This window comes from Mesorhizobium sp. B3-1-6 (assembly GCF_006439555.1).
Lineage (GTDB): Bacteria > Pseudomonadota > Alphaproteobacteria > Rhizobiales > Rhizobiaceae > Mesorhizobium.
In genome coordinates this window covers 96,479-115,311 of the sequence record NZ_VFTM01000012.1, presented here as the reverse complement: position 1 = coordinate 115,311, position 18,833 = coordinate 96,479, and the positions used below count along the sequence as shown (strand labels likewise).

Sequence of the window (18,833 nt, the reverse complement as noted above, 5' to 3'; positions counted from 1 at the left end):
CCGGTATGAAGATTCCGAAATCCATTCTGATCGATCCCGATCGCAACGAGACCTACGGCACTTTCGCCGTCGCGGTTTCCATGCTCGCCTTCGCCTATTCGCCCAATTTCGGCCAGATCCTGATCCTCGCCTACTACGCCGTCTGGCTGCCGCTGCTGTTCGTCGATTACCGGCGCTTCACCTGGAAGCTCTCCAGCGCCTGGCTGCCCATTCTGCTTGCGGCCTATGTCTGCTTCTCGGTGTTCTGGTCCCAGGCAGCGGGCATCAGCGCGCGCGCGGCGGTGCAATATTCCTCGCACATCGTCTGCGCCTATGTCGCGGCGCGCACCATCAACGTGCGCACGCTGGTTGTGGGCTCGCTGATCGGCATCTTCTTCGTTCTGCTCTATTCACTGAAAGTCGGCGCTTACGCGCTCGACACGATCGACGGCACGGTCAATTTCGTCGGCGCCTTCGGCTCCAAGAACCAGATCGGCTTCTTCTCTTCGCTCGGCATCTTCTTCTGCCTTGCGTTCCTGGCCTTCTACCGGCGCAACTGGCTGGGCTTCGTCTGGACCGCGCCGATCATGCTGTTGTCGGTCTACATGCTGGCCATCGCCCATTCGGCAACGTCGGTGGCCTCGCTGCCGGCGGTGATCGGCATCGTGGCGCTGCTCAGCATGACCAAGGTGCTCTCGCTGCGCTATCGCCGTGTGCTGTTCATCGTCGGCGCCGGCGCGCTGGTGACAGGGGTGGTCGCGGCGCTCAACCTCGGCCTGCTGGATGTCGTGCTCGGCATCTTCGGCAAGGATTCGACGCTCACCGGCCGCACCTATCTGTGGGAGCAAGGCTGGGAGGCGGCGCAGCAGCATCCGCTGCTCGGCTATGGCTATGCCGCCTATTGGGTGCAGGGATTTGCCGATCCGGAACGGCTGTGGGCGGAGTTCTATATCTCAACGCGCTCCGGCTTCCACTTCCACAACACCTATGTCGAGACGCTGGTCGAGATCGGCTTCATCGGTGTCACCTTGCTGGCGCTGGTCATCCTGCGTTCTTTCTACGGCCATGTGTCGAAGGTGGTGTTCGGCGACTGGAGCGCCGATTCGGTGGTGCTTGCCGGCGCGATCGGGCTGATGCTGATCCGCTCCTTCTTCGAGGTCGAGATGCTCGGCCCCTACTTCATGGCGTCGTTCATCGTCTATTACGGCCTGTTCACGCTGAGCCCATTGCCGGCTTTCCGACGCCGCAGAGCGGCTATTCCCGCCGAGGACGAGAGGCCTGCCAATGGCCGCATGCCGGCCCCGGTCTGATCAGCGTGACGCAGCTGCGGAGCGGGCGACAGCGGCCTGGATGAGCCGGTCGGCCAGGATCGCCAGGAAAGCGATCGACAGGCCGGCGATGAGGCCCATGCCGGCATCGGCCTTGCCGAGCGCGACATAGACCGCCTGGCCAAGATCGCGCGTGCCGACGAGGGCAGCGATGGCCAACATCGAGAGCGCCGCCATGATGGTCTGGTTGAGGCCGAGCATGACGACCGGCAGAGCGAGCGGCAGCTTGGCCTGCAGCAAGGTCTGCATCGGCGTCGCGCCCATCTGCTCGACCGCCTCGACGACATCGGCGCGCACATGCCGCAATCCATGCTCGACATAGCGGATCGGCGGCACGATGGCGTAGAGCATGATGGCGATCAGCGCCGTGAACTCGCCGACCTTGAAGAACATCAGCGCAGGGATGAGGAAGACGAATTGCGGCATGGTCTGCAGCGCGTCGCAGATCGGCTTCAGGATGCGCGAGACGCGGTCGCTGTGCGCCGCCCATGTGCCGAGGGCGCCACCGACCAGAAGGCAAAGCAGGACCGCCAGCGTGCAGAGATAGAGCGACTGCACCAGCTGCGGCCACAGGCCGTTGACCAGGATCAGCCCGAAGCCGGCCAGCGCGAAAAAACCGAGGCGATAGCCCGCCACCTGACCGGCAAGCAAGGCGACGGCAAGGATGAAGACGGGCCAGGGCAGATCGAGAAAGCCGGTGTAGAGAACAAGGCCGGCGGCGACCATGGCGACCGCTGCCCGCCAGCCGAAACGGTGCAGGGCCAACCCAGCCAAGGCCGCCACCAAAACCACATAGACGGCCAGCACCGGGGGTGGCAGGGTGAAGCCCCACAGTGCAGGCGTCGCCGCGCCCGAAATGCCGACGCGCATCGGCAAGAGCAGGCAATAGAGCACGGCATTGCGCACGTCGTTGAAGAACCAGGCATAGTCGCGCACGAGTCCCAGCAGCCACTGGTTGACGGCGCCCATCTGCATGCGCAGCCCGGTTTCCGGCAGAAGCGTCGCATCGGGCTCGGCGAGCCGGATGACCACGGCCAGAGCCAGCGCGACCGCCAGCAACAGAGCCAGCCGGCGCGGCGTCATCCAGCGCATGGCCCGCGTCGGCCCGGTCTCCGGCGCTTTGGCGAAGCCGATGGTGAGGCGGTCGATGAGGATGGCGAGCAGCGCGATCACCAGGCCGGAGAGGATGCTTTGGCCGAACTCGGCCTTGCGCATGGAGGACAGGACTTCCCAGCCGATATCCTCGAAGCCGCCGATGATGGCGGCGACGATGACCATCGACAGCGCCGCCATCGTCGTCTGGTTGAAGCCGACGAGAAGCTGCGGCAGCGCCGTCGGCACCTCGACCTGCCAGAATTGCTGGCGGCGCGTGCAGCCGCTCATCAGGCCGGCCTCGCTGATCGCCGCCGGCACGCGATCGAGGCCGAGCATGGTATTGCGGACCATCGGCGGCGTCGCGTAGATCGCCGAGGCGATCAGGCCCACCACCGGGCCGAAGCCGAACAGAAGCAAGAGCGGGATGAGATAGGCGAAAGCCGGCACCGTCTGCATCAGGTCGAGCGCGCCAAGCAGGGCCGGACGCCGGCGCGGGCGAGCGTAGCCGAGAACGCCAAGCACGAAGCCGAGCACCGTCGAGATCGGTACCGCCAGCAGCACCAGCGCCAGCGTGTTCATGCTCTGCGGCCAATAGCCGGCGAGCAGGATATAGGCGAGCGTGGCGAGCGCGAAGATCGCCAGCCGCTCGCCGCTCGACTTCAGAGCAAGGGCGACGACAGCCAGCATCACCGCTGGCCAGGGCAACCAGGCGAGCGCCAGCCGCGCGCCGCGCATCGGCGCGTCGAGCAAGGCGGAGAGCGCCCGGAACCCGGGCTGGATGACGGCGACGACAACGTCGGTCACGGCGTTGATATAACTGGCCAGCGGCAGCGTCCATTCCTTGGGGAAACTGACCAGCCAGGGAAGCTCGGTTTTGAGAAGCAGGCAGAGCACCGTCAGCACGGCCAGGCCGCACCAGGGGACAAGGGCCGGCGCGATGGCCATCCTTTGCAGGGGTGGTGCTATCGCGGCCGGCGCCGTCATGAGCGCGTGCGTCTTGCCTGCTCGCGCTCCAGCACGGCAAGCACCGCGCCGGCGCTGAGCACCGCCGGCGGGCCGTCGCCGGCGCCGGGCACCGCGAAGGCCGCCACGCCGGAGGCGAGCTGCGGAATAAGCGCCTCGAGGCTGGTGTCGGCGGCGATGCTCCGTTCCGGCAGCGCGGCGCCATTGGCCGGCGCGGCAATGTCGCCAGCCGTGATGACGCGGAGCAGCGGCATGTCCTCGGTGAACTGCGCGACATAATCGTCGGCCGGATTGAGCACAATGTCGGCCGGTCGGCCGATCTGCACGATCTTGCCCGCCCGCATGATCGCCAGCCGGTCGGCCAGGCGAAAGGCCTCGGCGATGTCGTGGGTGATGAAGATGATGGTCTTCTTCAGCATGCGCTGCAGGCGCAGGAACTCATCCTGCATCTGCTTGCGGATCAGCGGATCGAGCGCCGAGAACGGCTCGTCGAGGAACCAGAGCGCCGGGCCCACCGCTAGCGAGCGGGCGATGCCGACGCGCTGCTGCTGGCCGCCGGAGAGCTGGTGCGGGAGGGACGCCTCGCGGCCTTCGAGCCCGACCAGCGCGATCATCTCGCGGGCGCGGGCCTCCCGCTCCTTCGCCGACTTGCCCTGGATCTTCAGCGGGAAGGCGACATTGCCCAATACACTCAGATGCGGCAGCAGGCCGAAATTCTGGAACACCATGCCCATGGCGTGGCGGCGCAGCTCGATGAGCTCCTTGCCGCTGGCGGCGAGCAGGTTCCTGCCGTCGAGCAGGATCTCGCCGGCGCTCGGCTCGACCAGGCGCGACAGGCAGCGCACCAGGGTCGACTTGCCGGAGCCGGACAGGCCCATGATGACGAATATCTCGCCGGTCGCGACCTCGAAGCTGGCATCGACCACGGCCGGCAGATGCGCCTCCGCACGCAGCCGCTCGGCCAGCGCGTCGGGATCAATGACATAGCCGCGGGAGTCGAAATAGTAGCCCGGGCGCCGGCCATAGACCTTCCAGACATTTCGACAGGCAAGCTTTACCGGACGCGCGGCAGTGTCCATTCCCATCAACCCATGCCGATTGTTCGCCCGGCTCCACGCAGTGCGGAAGCCGGGTCGTTGTTGCCCTCAGCCCTTGTCAGGCATATCGGCGAATTATCCCTTGGCGCCATCCAGCCAAGGTTTCCACACCGCCTCGTTCTTGTCGATCCATTCCTTGACGACGGCGTCGAGGTCCTTGCCCTGCTTGTCGACGGCCAGCATCAATTTCTGCTGCTCGGTCGCATCCATCTTGAAGGCCTTCAGGAAGGTATAGGCCGCGGGCCATTTGGCGCCGAAGCCCGACCAGACGATCTTGTCGACGTCGGGCGGCGTGATGCAGTGCTCGTTGGTCTGGTCCTTGCAAGGCGGCATCGTCACCCAACCCACATCGTTCTCGGCCAGCGCGTAATGCGGACCCCAAAACATCATGATCAGCGGCGTCTTGGCCGCCTCGGCCGCTTCCAGCTCGGCGACCAGCGCGCCTTCGGAACCGGATGGCACGGCGGTGTAAGGCATATTGTTGTCGGCTAGGATGGTGGCCGCGCGCGAACCCCAATCGGCTGGATAATCAAGGAAGCGGCCGTTGGGCGCCGTCTCGGGCGTCGCCAGCGCCTGCACGCATTCTGGCTTGTTCAGCGCATTCCAGTCCGGCAGGCCCGGGCAGACCTTCTCCATGAATTTGGGGTAGATCCAGCCTTCCTGCGTCTTCAGGTCGAGTTTGCCGATGTCCTCGATTTTCTTCTCCGCCAGCACCTTCGGATAGATGTCGCCGACATTGTTGAGCCAGATCTCGACCGAGGCGCTGAGCGAGCCGTCGGCCAACCCCGAGAATTGCGGGAAGTTGCCGGCGGTGACGTATTCGACGTGATAGCCGAGCTTCTCCAGAAGCTGCCCGGCGACGTGGGTCGAAACATGCGCGCCCGTCCATTCCAACATCGCGAGCTTGATCGGCTCGTCCTTGGCGCCGAGATCGGCGCTTTGGCCGGCCGTCGTTGCGGCAAACATCAGCGCGAGGCCGAGACCGACCCCCTTCAAGGCAGTTTTCATTCTCATGTCAGTTCCCCTAGCTGGTTGATAGCCCTTCTTCTACGCCGGCCTCCTCCCATGAAGGCCGGGATCCACTCCCTCGTCCGACGCTACCACAATGCGCCGCCAGTGATCTGGATGTTTTCCATGGTGATCCCCTTGGCTAGGTCCGTGCAGAGGAAGACCGCAAGTGCTGCAATCTCTTCCGGCTGCATCATGCGCCCCTGGGGGTTGCCTTTCCTGAATTCGTCCATCAATTCCTCGGCGCTGCGGCCCTTGCCTTCGCGCTCGACGACCTGCGCCACATTGCGGCGCATCAGCTCGGTCTCAACCCAGGTCGGACTGATCATCACGCAGGTGACGCCATGCGCAGCGCCTTCGAGCGCGACGCAACGGGTGAGCCCAAGCAGGCCGGCCTTGGAGGCGCAATAGGCGGGATTGTCCTTCCAGCCGACGGAAGCCGCCGTCGAGCCGACGTTGACGATCCGGCCCCAGCCGCGGTTGATCATGCCGGGCAGGACGGCGCGCGTCGCGCGGAACGCGCCGGTGAGATTGGTGTCGACGATCTTGTCCCACAGCTCGTCGGAATGGCCGCAGACCGGCTGCTCTGCCGTGGTGCCGGCGGCGTTGACCAGGATATCTGCCTGGCCGATGGCCGCCTGGGCTTCGGCGAAGAAGAGGTTGGTGAGCGCGCTGTCGCGCACGTCGAGATGGGCGGCATGCACCTTGGTGCCGTGCGTGGCCAGCGCCGACTTCACGCGCTCTATCTCGTCGGCGCCGGGATAATAAGCGGCGTCCGCCCTGCCCGGCTGCGGAGGCGCCACATAGGAACCGACGGCGACATTGGCGCCTGCTTTGGCGAGCGCCGTGGCGATGGCAAAACCCATGCCCGAAAAGCCGCCGGTGACGATGGCGCCGCGGCCGGTGAGGTTGGTCATCGCAAGCGGTCTCCGCGTTCACACTGCAAGATAGCCTCCGTCGACCACCATTTCGGAGCCGGTGACGAATTTGGATTCGTCCGAGGCGAGATAGAGGACCATGAAGGCGATGTCGTTGGGTTCGCCGAGAAAGCCAATGGGGTGGCGCGACAAGGCCTTAGCCTTCTCCTGCTCGAGCGTGCCCAGATCGCGCAGGTAGTTTTCCGTCTGCGGCGTCCAGATATAGCCTGGGTGGATGGAGTTGCAGCGGATGCCGTAGCGCTGCTCGGCGCAATGCACGGCGACCGCCTTGGTCAGGGTGCGCACGCCACCCTTGGAGGCGCAGTAGGCGGCAAGATCGGCCTCACCGATGATGCCGTCTATGGAGGAGAGATTGATGATCGATCCGCCACCGGATTTCTTCATCAGCTTGATGCCTGCCTGGCAGCCGAGGAAGACGCCGTCAAGGTTGATCGCCATGGTGCGCCGCCATTCGGCTAACGTCGTGTCCTCGATGTTCCGGGCAATGGCGATGCCGGCATTGTTGACCAGCACGTCGAGCCGGCCGAAGCGCTGCTCGATCGCCGCCATGACGGCGGGCCAGTCTTCGGGCTTCGACACATCATGGCGCAACGCCAGCGCCTCGCCGCCAGCCTTGACGATCTCCGCCGCCGTATCGCCGGCGAGCCTCTCGTCGATGTCGCTGACGACCAACTTCGCGCCTTCCGACGCCAGAAGGAGCGAAGACGCCCGCCCGAGGCCGAGACCGGCCCCGGTTACGAGCGCCACCTTGCCTGCGACGCGACCCATCTGCGGCATCAGCCTCCCACTCTGTTGACGCAATTCCGGACGGAAAACCGCTTCACGCTTTTCCTGGAATTGCTCTCGTTGACGACTCCAGCGGCTTGCCGAGCCAGTCGCGATAAAAGCCTTCGAGGTCCGGCTCGAAATCGTGAACGATCGGATAGCCGGGCGCAGCCGCTTCCACCTCATGCAGCGTGCCGCATTCGGGGCAGATGAATTCGCGGATTTCCATCCAATCCGGATCCGGCAGGTCGCTGTTGGGGTAGATCTCGCGCAGCGTCTCCTCTGTGTCGCGCACGATGATCGCGGCCTTCAGCTTCCAGTTCCTGCGGTAGTCGCCGAAGGAGTGGCCGCATTCGCATTTCGTCACCCGTTCGTCGCCGCTCTGGCAGATGAAAAGATGGTCGCCGACCGGGAGCAGGATCGGATCCTTCCAGCCGACGCGGTCTTGCAGCACCGCGACATATTTGAAGAAACGGTCGTCGTCCTTGTAGGCGCTCATGATGCGGCGCGTCTGCGGCCACGGCAGCGTGCCGGCAACCAGATCGGCGATGACTTCCTTGCTGTATGAGGTCATGGTCCTTACTCCACGCCGAAGGTCGATTTGGCATCGACATCCCAGAAGGCCGAAAAGTCCTTGGTGAAGCGCGGCGAGAGCCTGATGGCGCTGGCATACATCTTCTTCACCTCGGGTGCGAAACCGGCCGCCTTCACCCGCTCGCGCTCCTTGGCCATCCATTCCGAGACCGGCCTGGCGTGCGCCAGGCGCTTCGCCCGCATTTCGGCGCGATGGCGCTTGGTGGCTTCCAGATTGGCGACGGGGAAGCCCTCCTCGTCCTCGTCGAGCACGATGCCGAAGATGCCTTCGGCCGCTTCCCTGGTGAGGAAGCCGTTCTCGACGTCCCAGGCGGTCTTGACGGGATCGCGCTCCAGCACGTCGCCGTAACCGCCGCCGCCATTATAGGAGTGGGTGAAGACGTCACCGGTCTTGTGCGGCGCAGTGATGTACGGCCCTTCAAGCGTCACATGCTCGCCTTCCAGCCGCAGTTCCAGCTCCGAGCGGTAAGGATTGGTGCCGGTGTGGTGCGCCAGCGGCGCGCCATTTTCGGCCAGCTCGAAGATGTTCGAATCCCGCACCGCGCGATGCTTCTGGCAGGTCGGCGCCGGATAGCCGCCGCACAGCCCACCATTGTCGAAGACGCGCGAGGAATGCTCGGAGGTCACCAGCCTGAGATGATCGGTCTTGGAAACCAGCCAGGTCGACAGGAAGGAACAGCCGCCGCGATATTTGCCGGCGCCGCCGGAATTGGGAACGATCGACCTGCCGATATAGAGCATCGGCATGTTCTGTTCCCAGATCTCGATGTTGCCCATGTCGGATTCCGGATTCCAGCCGACATAGGCTGTGTCCAGCCCGTCCTTGATGGCCAAGGCGCCCGAGCCAGCGGCGGCGCATTCGAAATGCGCCATGCCGAAGGGCGTGCCGTACTGGCTGGTGCCGCCCATCTCGATCATCGGGCTGTTGACCTGGCCGACAAAGGCTTCCTCGACGAAGCCGCGCGCGATGAAGGAGCGCGACAAGAGCCGCTGGAAGACGCCATAGGCGGGCAGCAACAGCGCCCAGGAGGTGGCGGTCGCCACCATCTCGTTGTCGGGGTTGGTCCAGGTGCCGTGCGGCAGCTTCAGCTCGGTCGCCATCCATGCGCCGTCATTGACAAGGCCCTCGAAGTTCATGTGCTGCGTCAGCGTCACGAACATGCCGCCATCCATGCCGGCCGGCGTGCAGTTCATCGAATGATAGCCCCAGGGCTGCGTGCCCTCGAAGTCCATCTTGATCTTGCCGTCGCTGGTGATCTCCATCTCGATCGGGATGTTGTAGAGCCAGTCGGGATCGCCGAGCGGCTGGTAGCCGGGCTTGCCCTTGGTGACGTGGCCGTAAAAAGTGTGGCCGCGGTAGATGCCGGGCACCGTGAGCTGGCGCGTGCGGGCGAGCTGGGCGCGGCGACCTTCCTCGATGAACTCCTTCGACACCTGCATCCAGTAGTCGAGGCCGATCTCGTCGATCAGCGCCTTGACGCTTTCGCGCATGTCGATGCAGGAGGCGACTTTGGCCTTCTCGTCGAGCACCCAGTAAATCGGCATCCTGAGATTGCGCTCGCAGCGGATGACGTAGTCGCGCCGCAGTTCGTCGTTCTGGCCGACCTTTTCGGCGCAGACGAACAGGCCTTCGGTAAAGCGCTCCTGGGCGAGCGCCACGTCGCCGCCGGGCGTGATGCCGCCGGCTTCGAGCTCGTGGCAGACGGCGCCGGCCCAGCCGACAAGCTTGCCGGAATGGAAGATCGGCACGACGTCCATCACGTCCGGCACCTGCACGGTTCCGATGAAGGCGTCGTTGTTGGCGAAGATATCGCCGTCGCGGATCTGCGGATTTTCCTCGTAGCCGTTGCGGATCATCCATTTGATGAAGCGGCTCATCGTGTGCACATGCACCATGATGCCGTTGGAGAGCGCGATCGCGTCGCCTTCCGGCGTGTAGATGGCGACGACCATCTCGCCGACCTCGCGCACGCCGGGCGAGGCGGAGATGCGGCGCGCCATTTCGCGTGCCGAGACGCAATAGGCGCGCAGCTTAGTGTGCAGCGTCTCGAATTTCAGCGGGTCCTGGTTGCGCAGCTGAAGCTCCGTAATGCCGTCATAGCAGCCGGTCTCTTCCATCAGCCGTTCGGATTCGAGCAGCCGTTCGCGAATGCGGAGCGCGGAGGCGGGTTTGTCCAGCATGGCGTTCGCCCTTCTCAAGCGTGGGTGTAGTGGAGCAGCGTCCATTCATCGACATGGACCCGGTCCTGCGGATGGACGACGAGCGTCGTCGCCGGATGTTCGATGATGGCCGCGCCGATGACCTCGTGACCGGGTTGCAACAGGTCCATCTCGTAGAGATTGGCCTTGTGCCAGCGGCCGCCGATATAGGCCTCGCGCACGCCCTTATGGGCAGACGCCGGATCCGACTTGCCGAGCGGACGCTTGACCAAAGTTGGCTTCACCTTGTCGGCGGTGGCGATCAACCCGAGCTCGGTGATCGAGAAGCCGGCCTCGCCATAGCGCGAGACGCGATGGTTGACCTTGGCGTAGACCGCCTCGAACTCGGCGATGATCCTGCGCATGTCGTCGGCGGAGTGAATCGCCGACAGCGGCGCCATCACCTCGACGTCTTCCAACTGGCCGGTGTAACGCATCATCAGGAACGGCACGGTCTTGATCTTGGGGAGCGCGTGGCCGTCGGCCACCATTTCGTCGACCGCGGCCTTGGTCAGGTCGTCCCAGACAGTGGTGACCTTCTTGCCGAAGGCGACCAGTTCGTCATCGCTTGCCCGCGCGCCGATGTCGATCTGGGTCGATACCGAATGGCGGCGCATGAAATCGGCGGTGGCGCAGCCGAAGGCCGAGAAGGCGGCGGCGAACTGGAAGGTGATGATGTCCTTGAAGCCGATGCCCCTGGAGCAGCCGGCCAGATGCAGCGGCCCCGAGCCGCCATAGGACAAAAGCGTGAATTCCGAAGGATGGATGCCCTGGCCGGAAATGACGCGACGCAGCGCGTTGTTGGCGTCGGCCTCCAGCATGTCGATCATGCCTTCGGCCGCCTCCTCGACGCCGACGCCGAGCAAGCGGGCGCATTTTTCCTCGAACGCTTTCCTCGCCTTCTCGACCTGCAGCACGACCTTGCCGCCGAGGAAGTAGCGGGGGTTCAGGCGGCCGAGGATGGCATCGCAATCGGCGATGGTCGGCTCGGTGCCGCCCTTGGCGAAGCAGATCGGCCCGGGATCGGAGCCGGCGCTTTCCGGCCCGAGCGAGACCTTCCTGGTCAGCGGATCAACCTTGAGGATCATGCCGGCGCCGGCGCCGATCGTGTCGAGATGCAACGTCGGCACGTTGAGCTTGAAGCGGTCCATCAGCGGTTCGTTCTCGATGCGTGTCTGGCCGCGCGTGATGACGCCCATGTCGAAGGACGTGCCGCCCATGTCCGAGCAGATCAGCGAGTCGTTGCCGATCAGCTTGCCGACATAGGCGGCGCCCAGGATGCCGCCGATCGGCCCGGAGATCATCGTTTCGTGCAGGCGCGGATGGTTGATCGAGGTCAGGCCACCGAAGGAGAGCAGCGTCTGCACGCCATATTTGAAGCCGTATTTCTTCGAGACGTCCTCGATGCCCTTCAACTGCTTGCGGCCGCGCGAGGTGGCGTAGGCCTCGATCAGCACCGAGTTCAGCCGCGACTGCTCGCGGATCACCGGGCGCACCTCGTGGCTGGTGTAGACGAGGATGTCGGCGCCGGCGGCAGCGATCTCCTCGCGGCAGATTTCGGCGATGCGCTTCTCATGCGCCGGGTTAACGTGCGAGAAGACGGTCATGATGCAGATCGCCTCGACCTTGTCGGCGATGAGCTTCTTGGCGGCGGCATGCACCTCGTGCTCGTAGAGCGGCAGGATGACGTCGCCGAACTGGTCGATGCGCTCCGTCACGCCATGCGTGCGGCGGCGCGGCACCAGCGGATCGGGATGATGGTGGGTGACCGCGTGCAGGCGGTCGGCATAGGAATAATCCGCCCAGGCCTGCAGGCCGCGGCCCATCAGGATCATGTCCTCGAGGCCCTTGGTGGTGATCAGCCCGAGCCTGCGGCCGGTGCGCGACAACAGCGTGTTGAGCATGCCGGTGCCGGAATAGAGCACGACGTTGACGCCGGAGAACAGATCCTGCAGCGAGATACCCCAGGCATCGGCCGCGTCCTCGGCCGAAGCGAGGAAGCCTTCGGCCTCGTTCTTAGGCGTCGTCGCCGACTTGCCGATCTTGAAGTGGCCGTCCTGATCCACAAGGATCGTGTCGGTCATGGTGCCGCCAGCGTCGATGCCGATGACGATTGGATTGGTGGTGATCTGGTCCACGGGTCGCTTTCCCTTGCCGAGAATGACCACAGGCTAGATTCCCGGAGCCGGATCGCGCCATATGCCTAAAGACACAATGACCGCGCGGCGCGGTTCGCCGAGAAAAGGGCCTGCGCATGGGCAATATCTGGGCGCCGCTGGCCAAGGCGATCGCCGCCACCGGCACCGACCGGCATGTCGACTGCCTGATCGACCTGATCGGCGCCGACATCGCGCATGACCTGGTGACGGTGACACGCTATTCGGCGACCAGGACACCGGAATTCGTCAAGCACCGGCGCTTCTCGGACGAGATGGTGCGGCGCTATCTCGACAATTACTACGTCTTCGATCCCTTCTATGCCTCGTGGCGGCGCGAGCGCCGGCTCGGCATCATGCCGCTCAAGGGACTGGCCGACGAGGAGGCCAAGCGCGGCCAATACATTGCCGGTTTCCTGGCGCAGTCGGAAATCTGCGACGAGGTCGGCATCCTGCTCGCCGACGGCGGCGACTGGTGCCTGGGCATATTCCTCGACCGCTCGACCGTATCGTTCAAGGACAGCGAGATCGCGCTGCTGACGGAGCGGTTGCCGGTGTTCGAGGCGCTGCATGCGCTGGACATCAAGGCGCGCGGCTCGGACTTTTCACGCACCTCGGCGCCGAGCGGTCCCGGCGCCTCGCCGCAGCAGAAACCCAGCATTCCGCAAAACCTGTGGCCGGAGCTGTCCTCACGCGAGCGCGAGTTGGTGCAGCTGATCCTCGCCGGCCATCCGACCGCCAACATCGCCGCGCGGCTCGGCATCACCGTCGGCACGGTGAAGAACCATCGCCGCCGCATCTATGAGAAGCTCGACATCACCACCGAGCGCGAATTATTCCTGCAATTCTTCCAGCACCGGATGAACGGGTAGCGCCGCGTCAGTCGTGCAATTCCCGCGAGATGGGAGCCCCGACGGTGAAGTCTGAAAAGGTGACCTCGAAACCCTCGCGCTGCGGCGAGCAGCACATCATGCCGACATCGACCGATTTCGATATCGGGAAATAGGCCAACCGCACCGGCTTCCAGTGACCGTCCGAGACGTCCAGATACTGGATGCGGATCGCCTCGGCGTGACGGGTCAGGCGGATCCGGACGCCGTCCTTGCCGGCGGCAATGGCGACCAGCGACCAGTCGGAGGTGTCGTTGGTGACGACGACGGAGAAGTAGGCCAGCCCGTCGGTGTATTCGATGCCGGCCTTGATCCAGTGCGTTTCGCTGAGGCGCAGCATCAGCCCCGCCTGATCGTAGAGCACCTTGTAGTCGCCCTGGACGGTGACCTCGGCGCTGAAATCACCCTCGACCGGGCGGTAGAGGAAATGCCCGTTGTCGCGCCAGAAGCCGTAGAAGGTCTCGCGCCAGAAGTCGGTCTCCTTGCCCGTCCGAACGGTGAGCGTGCCGTCGCCGACCGTGTGGCGCGGCGGCGGGTTGAGCCATGTCATGTCGTCCAGGGCTGACGCCATCGATCCCTCTTAGCCGGCGAATGTATAGGCGGTCTTAACCGTGGTGTAGAACTCCATGGCGTAGCGGCCCTGCTCGCGCGGGCCGTAGCTCGAACCCTTGCGGCCGCCGAACGGCACGTGGAAGTCGACGCCCGCCGTCGGCAGGTTGACCATCACCATGCCGGCTTCGGAGTTGCGCTTGAAATGGGTCGCGTGCTTCAGGCTGGTGGTGCAGATGCCGGAGGTGAGGCCGAACGGCGTGTCGTTGGCGACAGCCAGGGCTTCGTCATAATCGTTGACTCGAATGACGTTGGCGACAGGACCAAAAATCTCCTCGCGCGAGATGCGCATCGCATTGGTGGAGCCAACAAACAGCGCCGGTTGCAGATAGAAGCCCGGCGTCTCGCGCTCCAGCCGGTCGCCGCCGAAGGCAAGCTCGGCGCCTTCCTGGCGGCCGACGGCGATATAATCCTCGTCCTGCTTGAGCTGGGTCTGGTCGACGACCGGGCCGATCTGGGTCTTGGCATCCAGCGCATCGCCGATGACGAGCTTGTCCAGCCGCTCCTTGATCGCGTCGACGAAGCGGTCGTGGATGGCCTCGGTGACGATCAGACGCGAGGAGGCCGTGCAGCGCTGTCCGGTCGAGAAATAGGCGCCGTTGACGGCGCAATCGACGGCCGTGCCAAGATCCGCGTCATCGAGCACGACGAGCGGATTCTTGCCGCCCATTTCGAGCTGGAACTTGCGCATGTGCTCGACGCTTGCGGCAGCGACGCGCTTGCCGGTGCCGACCGAGCCGGTGAAGGAGATGGCGTTGACGTCGGGGCTGTCGAGCATCGCCTGGCCGACCACCGAACCCTTGCCCATGACGAGGTTGAGCACGCCCTTAGGTAGACCAGCGCGATGCAGGATGTCGACAATGGTCCAGGCGCTTTCAGGCACCAGCTCGGCCGGCTTGAAGACGATGGTATTGCCGTAGGCCAGCGCCGGCGCGATCTTCCAGGCGGGGATGGCGATCGGGAAATTCCACGGCGTGATGATGCCGACGACGCCGACGCCTTCGCGGGTCATCTCGACGCCGACACCGGGCCTGACGCTCGGCACCATCTCGCCCGACAGACGCAGCGTCTCGCCGGCGAAGAAGTCGAAGAGCTGCGCCGCCCGGATCGTCTCGCCGACGCCCTCGGCCAGCGTCTTGCCCTCTTCGCGGGCCAGCGAGCGGCCGATCTCGTCCTTGCGCGCCATGATCTCGTCGGAGGTTTTCTTCAGCACCGCATGGCGGGCCAGCGGGCCTGAGCGCGACCAGGCCGGAAAGGCCGCCTTGGCGGCCGCGATGGCCTGCTTGGCCTCCTCCGGCCCGGCCGAAGCGTATTCGCCGACGACGTCGTTGGTGTTCGAAGGGTTGATGTTGCGAGAGCCGGCCTCGCCAAGCCACTCGCCGTCGATCAGGTTTTTGCGCAGCACGGTCATCTTGTTTTTCCTTGGGTTTTGGTCGCGGCGGCCTTCGACCGGGTCAATTGTCAGACAAATGATATAGCCATTGCCTGGCAGGAGGTCTACCAGCCATATGCGACAAAGCTAGGACTCAGGTCGAGAATGACCAGAACAGGCAGGCGAGCGTGACCGCGCCGAAGGCAACGAAGAACAGGCTTCTGAGCAGGATGTTGCGGCGAAGCTCGTTCATGGTGAGATGCGCCGCCACGATCGCCGCGACGAACAGGAAGCGCCAGTTGAACAGCGCCCAAAGCACCTCGTGCTGGCCGAAGGCCCATCTGGCAACCAGCGAGCCGACGATCGTCGCGAAGAGCATGATCGTCGCCCAGAAGATCGCATCGGCTGCATGGGTCAGCACGATGCCGGCGGCGCGGATCGGCAAGATCATCATCAGCATGGCGCCGAAGAAATAGATGGCGGCGATCGCCAGGAACGAGCCGGCGTCGGCGATGCCGTCGAGACGCTTCACGCCATACGCGCCATAGGGGTAGCCGTGCCTCGCCACGGCCAATGACAGCGCCATCAGCAAAGCGCTCAAAACCGTGATCAGTGCGAATGTGCCGAGGGCCTTGCTCATGCCTTTTCCTGTCGAGACGAATCAGCAGGAGTCTAGCAATCAAAATCCGCAATTCACCTGTCGATATTCTCGAAGGCGCCGACCCTTGAGCGATCAAATTGTCGCCATCACCAGCGCAACGATCGTACCCGAGTTGAACACCCACATCTGCCGCCGGTGCGTTGCTGGCGAAGCCATCCAATGACGCGTCGCTGTTGGCCAGCTAGCCGATCCGAACGCCGCTCTTTGGATCGAAGAGGTGCAGCGCCGCCGGATCGGCGGCGAGGCGGATGGTGTCGCCCGGCCTGACGTCGCTGCGTCCCATGACGAAGACGCAGATCTGCTGGTTGGCCAGCCGGACGTAGAACTGCGTCGACAGGCCGAGCGGTTCGACCACCTCGACCTCGGCCTTCAGCGCTCCGTCATCGGCCAGCCTGATATGCTCGGGCCGCAGGCCGATGGTGAGCGCATCGCCGTCCTGCAGCGGCAGACCATCCGGCAATCCAAGCTTCTGGCCGTCGGCGAGCACGGCATCGGCCTTGCCGCCCCTGGCGACCTTCGCCGGCAAGAAATTCATGCCGGGCGAGCCGATGAAGCCGGCGACGAAAGTGTTGGCCGGCCGGTCGTAAAGCTCCAGCGGACGGCCTACCTGCTGGACATAGCCGTCATGCATGACGACGATGCGGTCGGCCATGGTCATGGCCTCGACCTGGTCGTGGGTGACGTAGACCGACGTGGTCTTGAGCTGCTGGTGCAGCGCCTTGATCTCGGCGCGCATATGGACGCGCAATTTGGCGTCGAGGTTGGACAGCGGCTCATCGAACAGAAAAACTTTCGGATCGCGCACGATGGCGCGGCCCATGGCGACGCGCTGACGCTGGCCGCCGGAGAGCTGGCGCGGCAAGCGGCCGAGATAGGAGTCGAGGCCAAGCCGCTTGGCGGCAGCACCCACCCTGCCGTCGATCGTCGTCTTCTCGGCCTTCTTCAGCAGCAGGCTGAAGCCCATATTCGAGGAGACGTCCATATGCGGATAGAGCGCGTAGGACTGGAACACCATGGCGATGTCGCGGTCCTTGGGCGCGACGTCGTTGACCAGCCGCTCGCCGATATGGATCTCACCGCCGGTGACCTCTTCGAGGCCGGCAATCATGCGCAAGAGCGTGGACTTGCCGCAGCCGGACGGGCCGACCAGCACCACGAACTCGCCATCGGCAATCTCGAGGTCGACGCCATGCAGGATGCGCAGCGCGCCATAATCCTTCTCGACGTTTTGCAGCGTGACGGAAGCCATCGATTATCCTTTGACCGCGCCGGCGGTGAGGCCGGTGACGAGATAGCGTTGCAGGAAGGCGAAGAAGACGCAGACCGGAATCAGCGCCAGGATCGACGCCGCCATCATCTGCCCCCAGTCGACGGCGAACTTGCCGATGAAGGTGAGCAGGCCGACGGCGAAAGTCTTCTGCTCGTCGCTGGAGATCAGCATCAGCGCGAACAGAAGCTCGCTCCAGGCGGCGGTGAAGACGAAACCCAGTGTGGCGCCCATTCCCGGCAAGGTCAGCGGCACGATCACCCGGCGCATCGCCTGAGCGCGGGTGCAGCCGTCGATCATCGCCGCCTCCTCAAGATCCCTCGGGATGCCGTCGAAGAAGGACTGCATGAGGAAAGTGGCGAAGGCGGTGTTGAAGGCTGTGTAGATGATGATCAGTCCGATCAGGCTGTTGGTCAGGCCGAGATCGCCCATGATCCGGTAGATCGGCGGAATGACCATGACCAGCGGGAAGGTCTGGGTCAGCAATAGCAAGATGGCCAGCGTCGCCTTGCCGCGGAAGGTGAAGCGCGACATGGCGTAGCCGGCGAGCGTGGCGATGACGGTGACAAAGGCGGCCGTCGACACCGAGACGATGACGCTGTTGAGGAAATAGCGTGGAAAGTCGGAGGCTTCGAGCACGGTGACGAAGTTCTGGAAGGTCGTCTGCGACGGCCAAAAGGTGATGCCTTCCGAATAGAGCAGGCGCTCCGGCGTCACCGAGATCTTCAGCGTCCAGAAGATCGGGAACAGCGCGAAGATCACGTAAGCCGCGATGGCCGCGTAGAGCCCGATGCCGCCGAAAATGCGCGAGGAGGCGGAGCGACCGGCGATCATCAGACGTGCCTCACCAGGGTGCGGCGGATAGCGATCAGCCCGATGGCGTAGACAATGAGCAGCACCAGAAGCAGCACCGCCACCGCCGATGCATAGCCCTTGTCGAGCGACTTGAAGGCACTGACATAGATGTAGACCGGCACGGTGCTGGTCGAGCCGGCCGGCCCGCCCTCGGTCATGACGAAGATCAGGTCGGCGAAGGTGGCGATCCAGATGGTGCGCAGCATGACCGTGATCACGATGGTCGGCGCCAGGAAGGGCAGCGTCACCTTGGTGAAGCGCTGCCAGGGCGAGGCGCCGTCGATGGCTGCAGCCTCATGCAATTCGGAGGGGATCGACTTCAGCGCGGCAAGCAGCGTTATGGCGAAGAACGGGATGCCGAACCAGATGTTGGCGACGATCGGGCCCCACATGGCGGTGGCCGGATCCGACAGCACATTGGTCGGCTCGGCCTTGAGGCCAAGCGCGAAAAGCCAGTGCGGCAGCGGCCCGATGATCGGGTTGAACAGCCAGGCCCAGGTGAGGCCGGAGAGGAAAGACGGCACGGCCCAGGGCAGGAAGACCACGGCCTGCACCACCTTGCGGCCGTAGAACGGCCTGTCGAGCAGCAATGCGAGACCCAAGCCCAGAAAGAACTGGAAGAACAGGCTGGCGACCGTCCACCACAGCGTGTTGATCAGCGCCTGACCGAGCACCTGGTCGGAGAGCATCGCCTGATATTGGGCAAGGCCGACATATTGCGACTTGAAGGCCGAGAATTTGCGAAAAGAGTAGGAGATGCCAATGACCAACGGCACCAGCAGCACCAGGACCAGCAGGACGATAGAAGGCGAAAGATAAAGCCACGGCTCGATCGCGGCCTTGCTGAACCGCCGCTTGCGCGGCGGGGCGGCGGATCGGATCTCGGAGACGGCGAAGGTCATGGTGGCTCGCGATGGTAAGTGGGTGCCGGCATGGCGGCAGCTTCCTTCTCCCCGTTCAACGGGGAGAAGATGCCGGCAGGCAGATGAGGGGCGGCGCGAACTTATGAAATGCTGGCGCCGCCCCTCATCCGTCACTTCGTGACACCTTCTCCCCG

The 18,833-nt window shown here is 64.4% G+C and carries 16 protein-coding genes; 2 read left to right on the top strand and 14 right to left on the bottom strand.

What is annotated here, in order from left to right; translation table 11 throughout:
* Window positions 1-5: 5 nt before the first annotated feature.
* Window positions 6-1,289 (top strand): O-antigen ligase, encoded by a 1,284-nt coding sequence (locus tag FJ414_RS13095; protein ID WP_140644798.1) that lies wholly within the window; start codon window positions 6-8, stop codon window positions 1,287-1,289.
* On the opposite strand, the gene FJ414_RS13090 is transcribed toward FJ414_RS13095, so the two are convergent.
* The 8 genes from FJ414_RS13090 to FJ414_RS13055 form a co-directional block, all read right to left on the bottom strand.
* Window positions 1,290-3,386, bottom strand: a complete 2,097-nt coding sequence (locus FJ414_RS13090) for an ABC transporter permease subunit (RefSeq protein ID WP_140644797.1) — start codon at window positions 3,384-3,386, stop codon at window positions 1,290-1,292.
* Entirely contained in the window at window positions 3,383-4,444 is a 1,062-nt protein-coding gene (locus tag FJ414_RS13085; protein WP_140644796.1) for a betaine/proline/choline family ABC transporter ATP-binding protein, read from the bottom strand. Before FJ414_RS13085 ends, FJ414_RS13090 begins: the two co-directional genes overlap by 4 nt.
* A gap of 93 nt (window positions 4,445-4,537) precedes the next feature.
* Window positions 4,538-5,476, bottom strand: coding sequence for an ABC transporter substrate-binding protein (locus FJ414_RS13080; RefSeq protein ID WP_140644795.1), 939 nt, complete (start codon window positions 5,474-5,476; stop codon window positions 4,538-4,540).
* 83 nt (window positions 5,477-5,559) lie between these two features.
* Complete coding sequence (locus FJ414_RS13075; protein WP_140644794.1) at window positions 5,560-6,387, bottom strand: SDR family oxidoreductase; 828 nt, start codon at window positions 6,385-6,387, stop codon at window positions 5,560-5,562.
* An 18-nt stretch (window positions 6,388-6,405) separates the two neighbouring features.
* Window positions 6,406-7,176: a glucose 1-dehydrogenase gene (locus tag FJ414_RS13070; protein WP_140644793.1), complete on the bottom strand. Its 771-nt coding sequence runs from the start codon at window positions 7,174-7,176 to the stop codon at window positions 6,406-6,408.
* Window positions 7,177-7,228: 52 nt separating this feature from the next.
* Window positions 7,229-7,747: an acetone carboxylase subunit gamma gene (locus FJ414_RS13065; RefSeq protein WP_140644792.1), complete on the bottom strand. Its 519-nt coding sequence runs from the start codon at window positions 7,745-7,747 to the stop codon at window positions 7,229-7,231.
* A 5-nt stretch (window positions 7,748-7,752) separates the two neighbouring features.
* A complete protein-coding gene (locus tag FJ414_RS13060; protein WP_140644791.1) occupies window positions 7,753-9,948 on the bottom strand; it encodes a hydantoinase B/oxoprolinase family protein in 2,196 nt (731 codons plus the stop codon).
* A gap of 14 nt (window positions 9,949-9,962) precedes the next feature.
* Complete coding sequence (locus FJ414_RS13055; RefSeq protein WP_140644790.1) at window positions 9,963-12,104, bottom strand: hydantoinase/oxoprolinase family protein; 2,142 nt, start codon at window positions 12,102-12,104, stop codon at window positions 9,963-9,965.
* Between the two features lie 116 nt (window positions 12,105-12,220).
* Between FJ414_RS13055 and FJ414_RS13050 the strand changes: the two genes are divergently transcribed.
* Window positions 12,221-12,994, top strand: coding sequence for a helix-turn-helix transcriptional regulator (locus tag FJ414_RS13050; protein WP_181181602.1), 774 nt, complete (start codon window positions 12,221-12,223; stop codon window positions 12,992-12,994).
* 7 nt (window positions 12,995-13,001) lie between these two features.
* On the opposite strand, the gene FJ414_RS13045 is transcribed toward FJ414_RS13050, so the two are convergent.
* The 6 genes from FJ414_RS13045 to FJ414_RS13020 all read right to left on the bottom strand — a co-directional run bounded on the left by FJ414_RS13045 (window position 13,002) and on the right by FJ414_RS13020 (window position 18,678).
* Window positions 13,002-13,583: a DUF1349 domain-containing protein gene (locus tag FJ414_RS13045; protein WP_140644788.1), complete on the bottom strand. Its 582-nt coding sequence runs from the start codon at window positions 13,581-13,583 to the stop codon at window positions 13,002-13,004.
* Between the two features lie 9 nt (window positions 13,584-13,592).
* Window positions 13,593-15,032, bottom strand: coding sequence for an aldehyde dehydrogenase family protein (locus FJ414_RS13040; protein WP_140644787.1), 1,440 nt, complete (start codon window positions 15,030-15,032; stop codon window positions 13,593-13,595).
* A gap of 115 nt (window positions 15,033-15,147) precedes the next feature.
* Window positions 15,148-15,633, bottom strand: a complete 486-nt coding sequence (locus tag FJ414_RS13035; RefSeq protein WP_140644786.1) for a hypothetical protein — start codon at window positions 15,631-15,633, stop codon at window positions 15,148-15,150.
* 202 nt (window positions 15,634-15,835) lie between these two features.
* A complete protein-coding gene (gene ugpC / locus FJ414_RS13030) occupies window positions 15,836-16,903 on the bottom strand; it encodes a sn-glycerol-3-phosphate ABC transporter ATP-binding protein UgpC (protein ID WP_140644785.1) in 1,068 nt (355 codons plus the stop codon).
* 3 nt (window positions 16,904-16,906) lie between these two features.
* Window positions 16,907-17,755: a carbohydrate ABC transporter permease gene (locus tag FJ414_RS13025; RefSeq protein WP_140644784.1), complete on the bottom strand. Its 849-nt coding sequence runs from the start codon at window positions 17,753-17,755 to the stop codon at window positions 16,907-16,909.
* Entirely contained in the window at window positions 17,755-18,678 is a 924-nt protein-coding gene (locus FJ414_RS13020; RefSeq protein WP_140644783.1) for a sugar ABC transporter permease, read from the bottom strand. Before FJ414_RS13020 ends, FJ414_RS13025 begins: the two co-directional genes overlap by 1 nt.
* Window positions 18,679-18,833 lie beyond the last annotated feature (155 nt).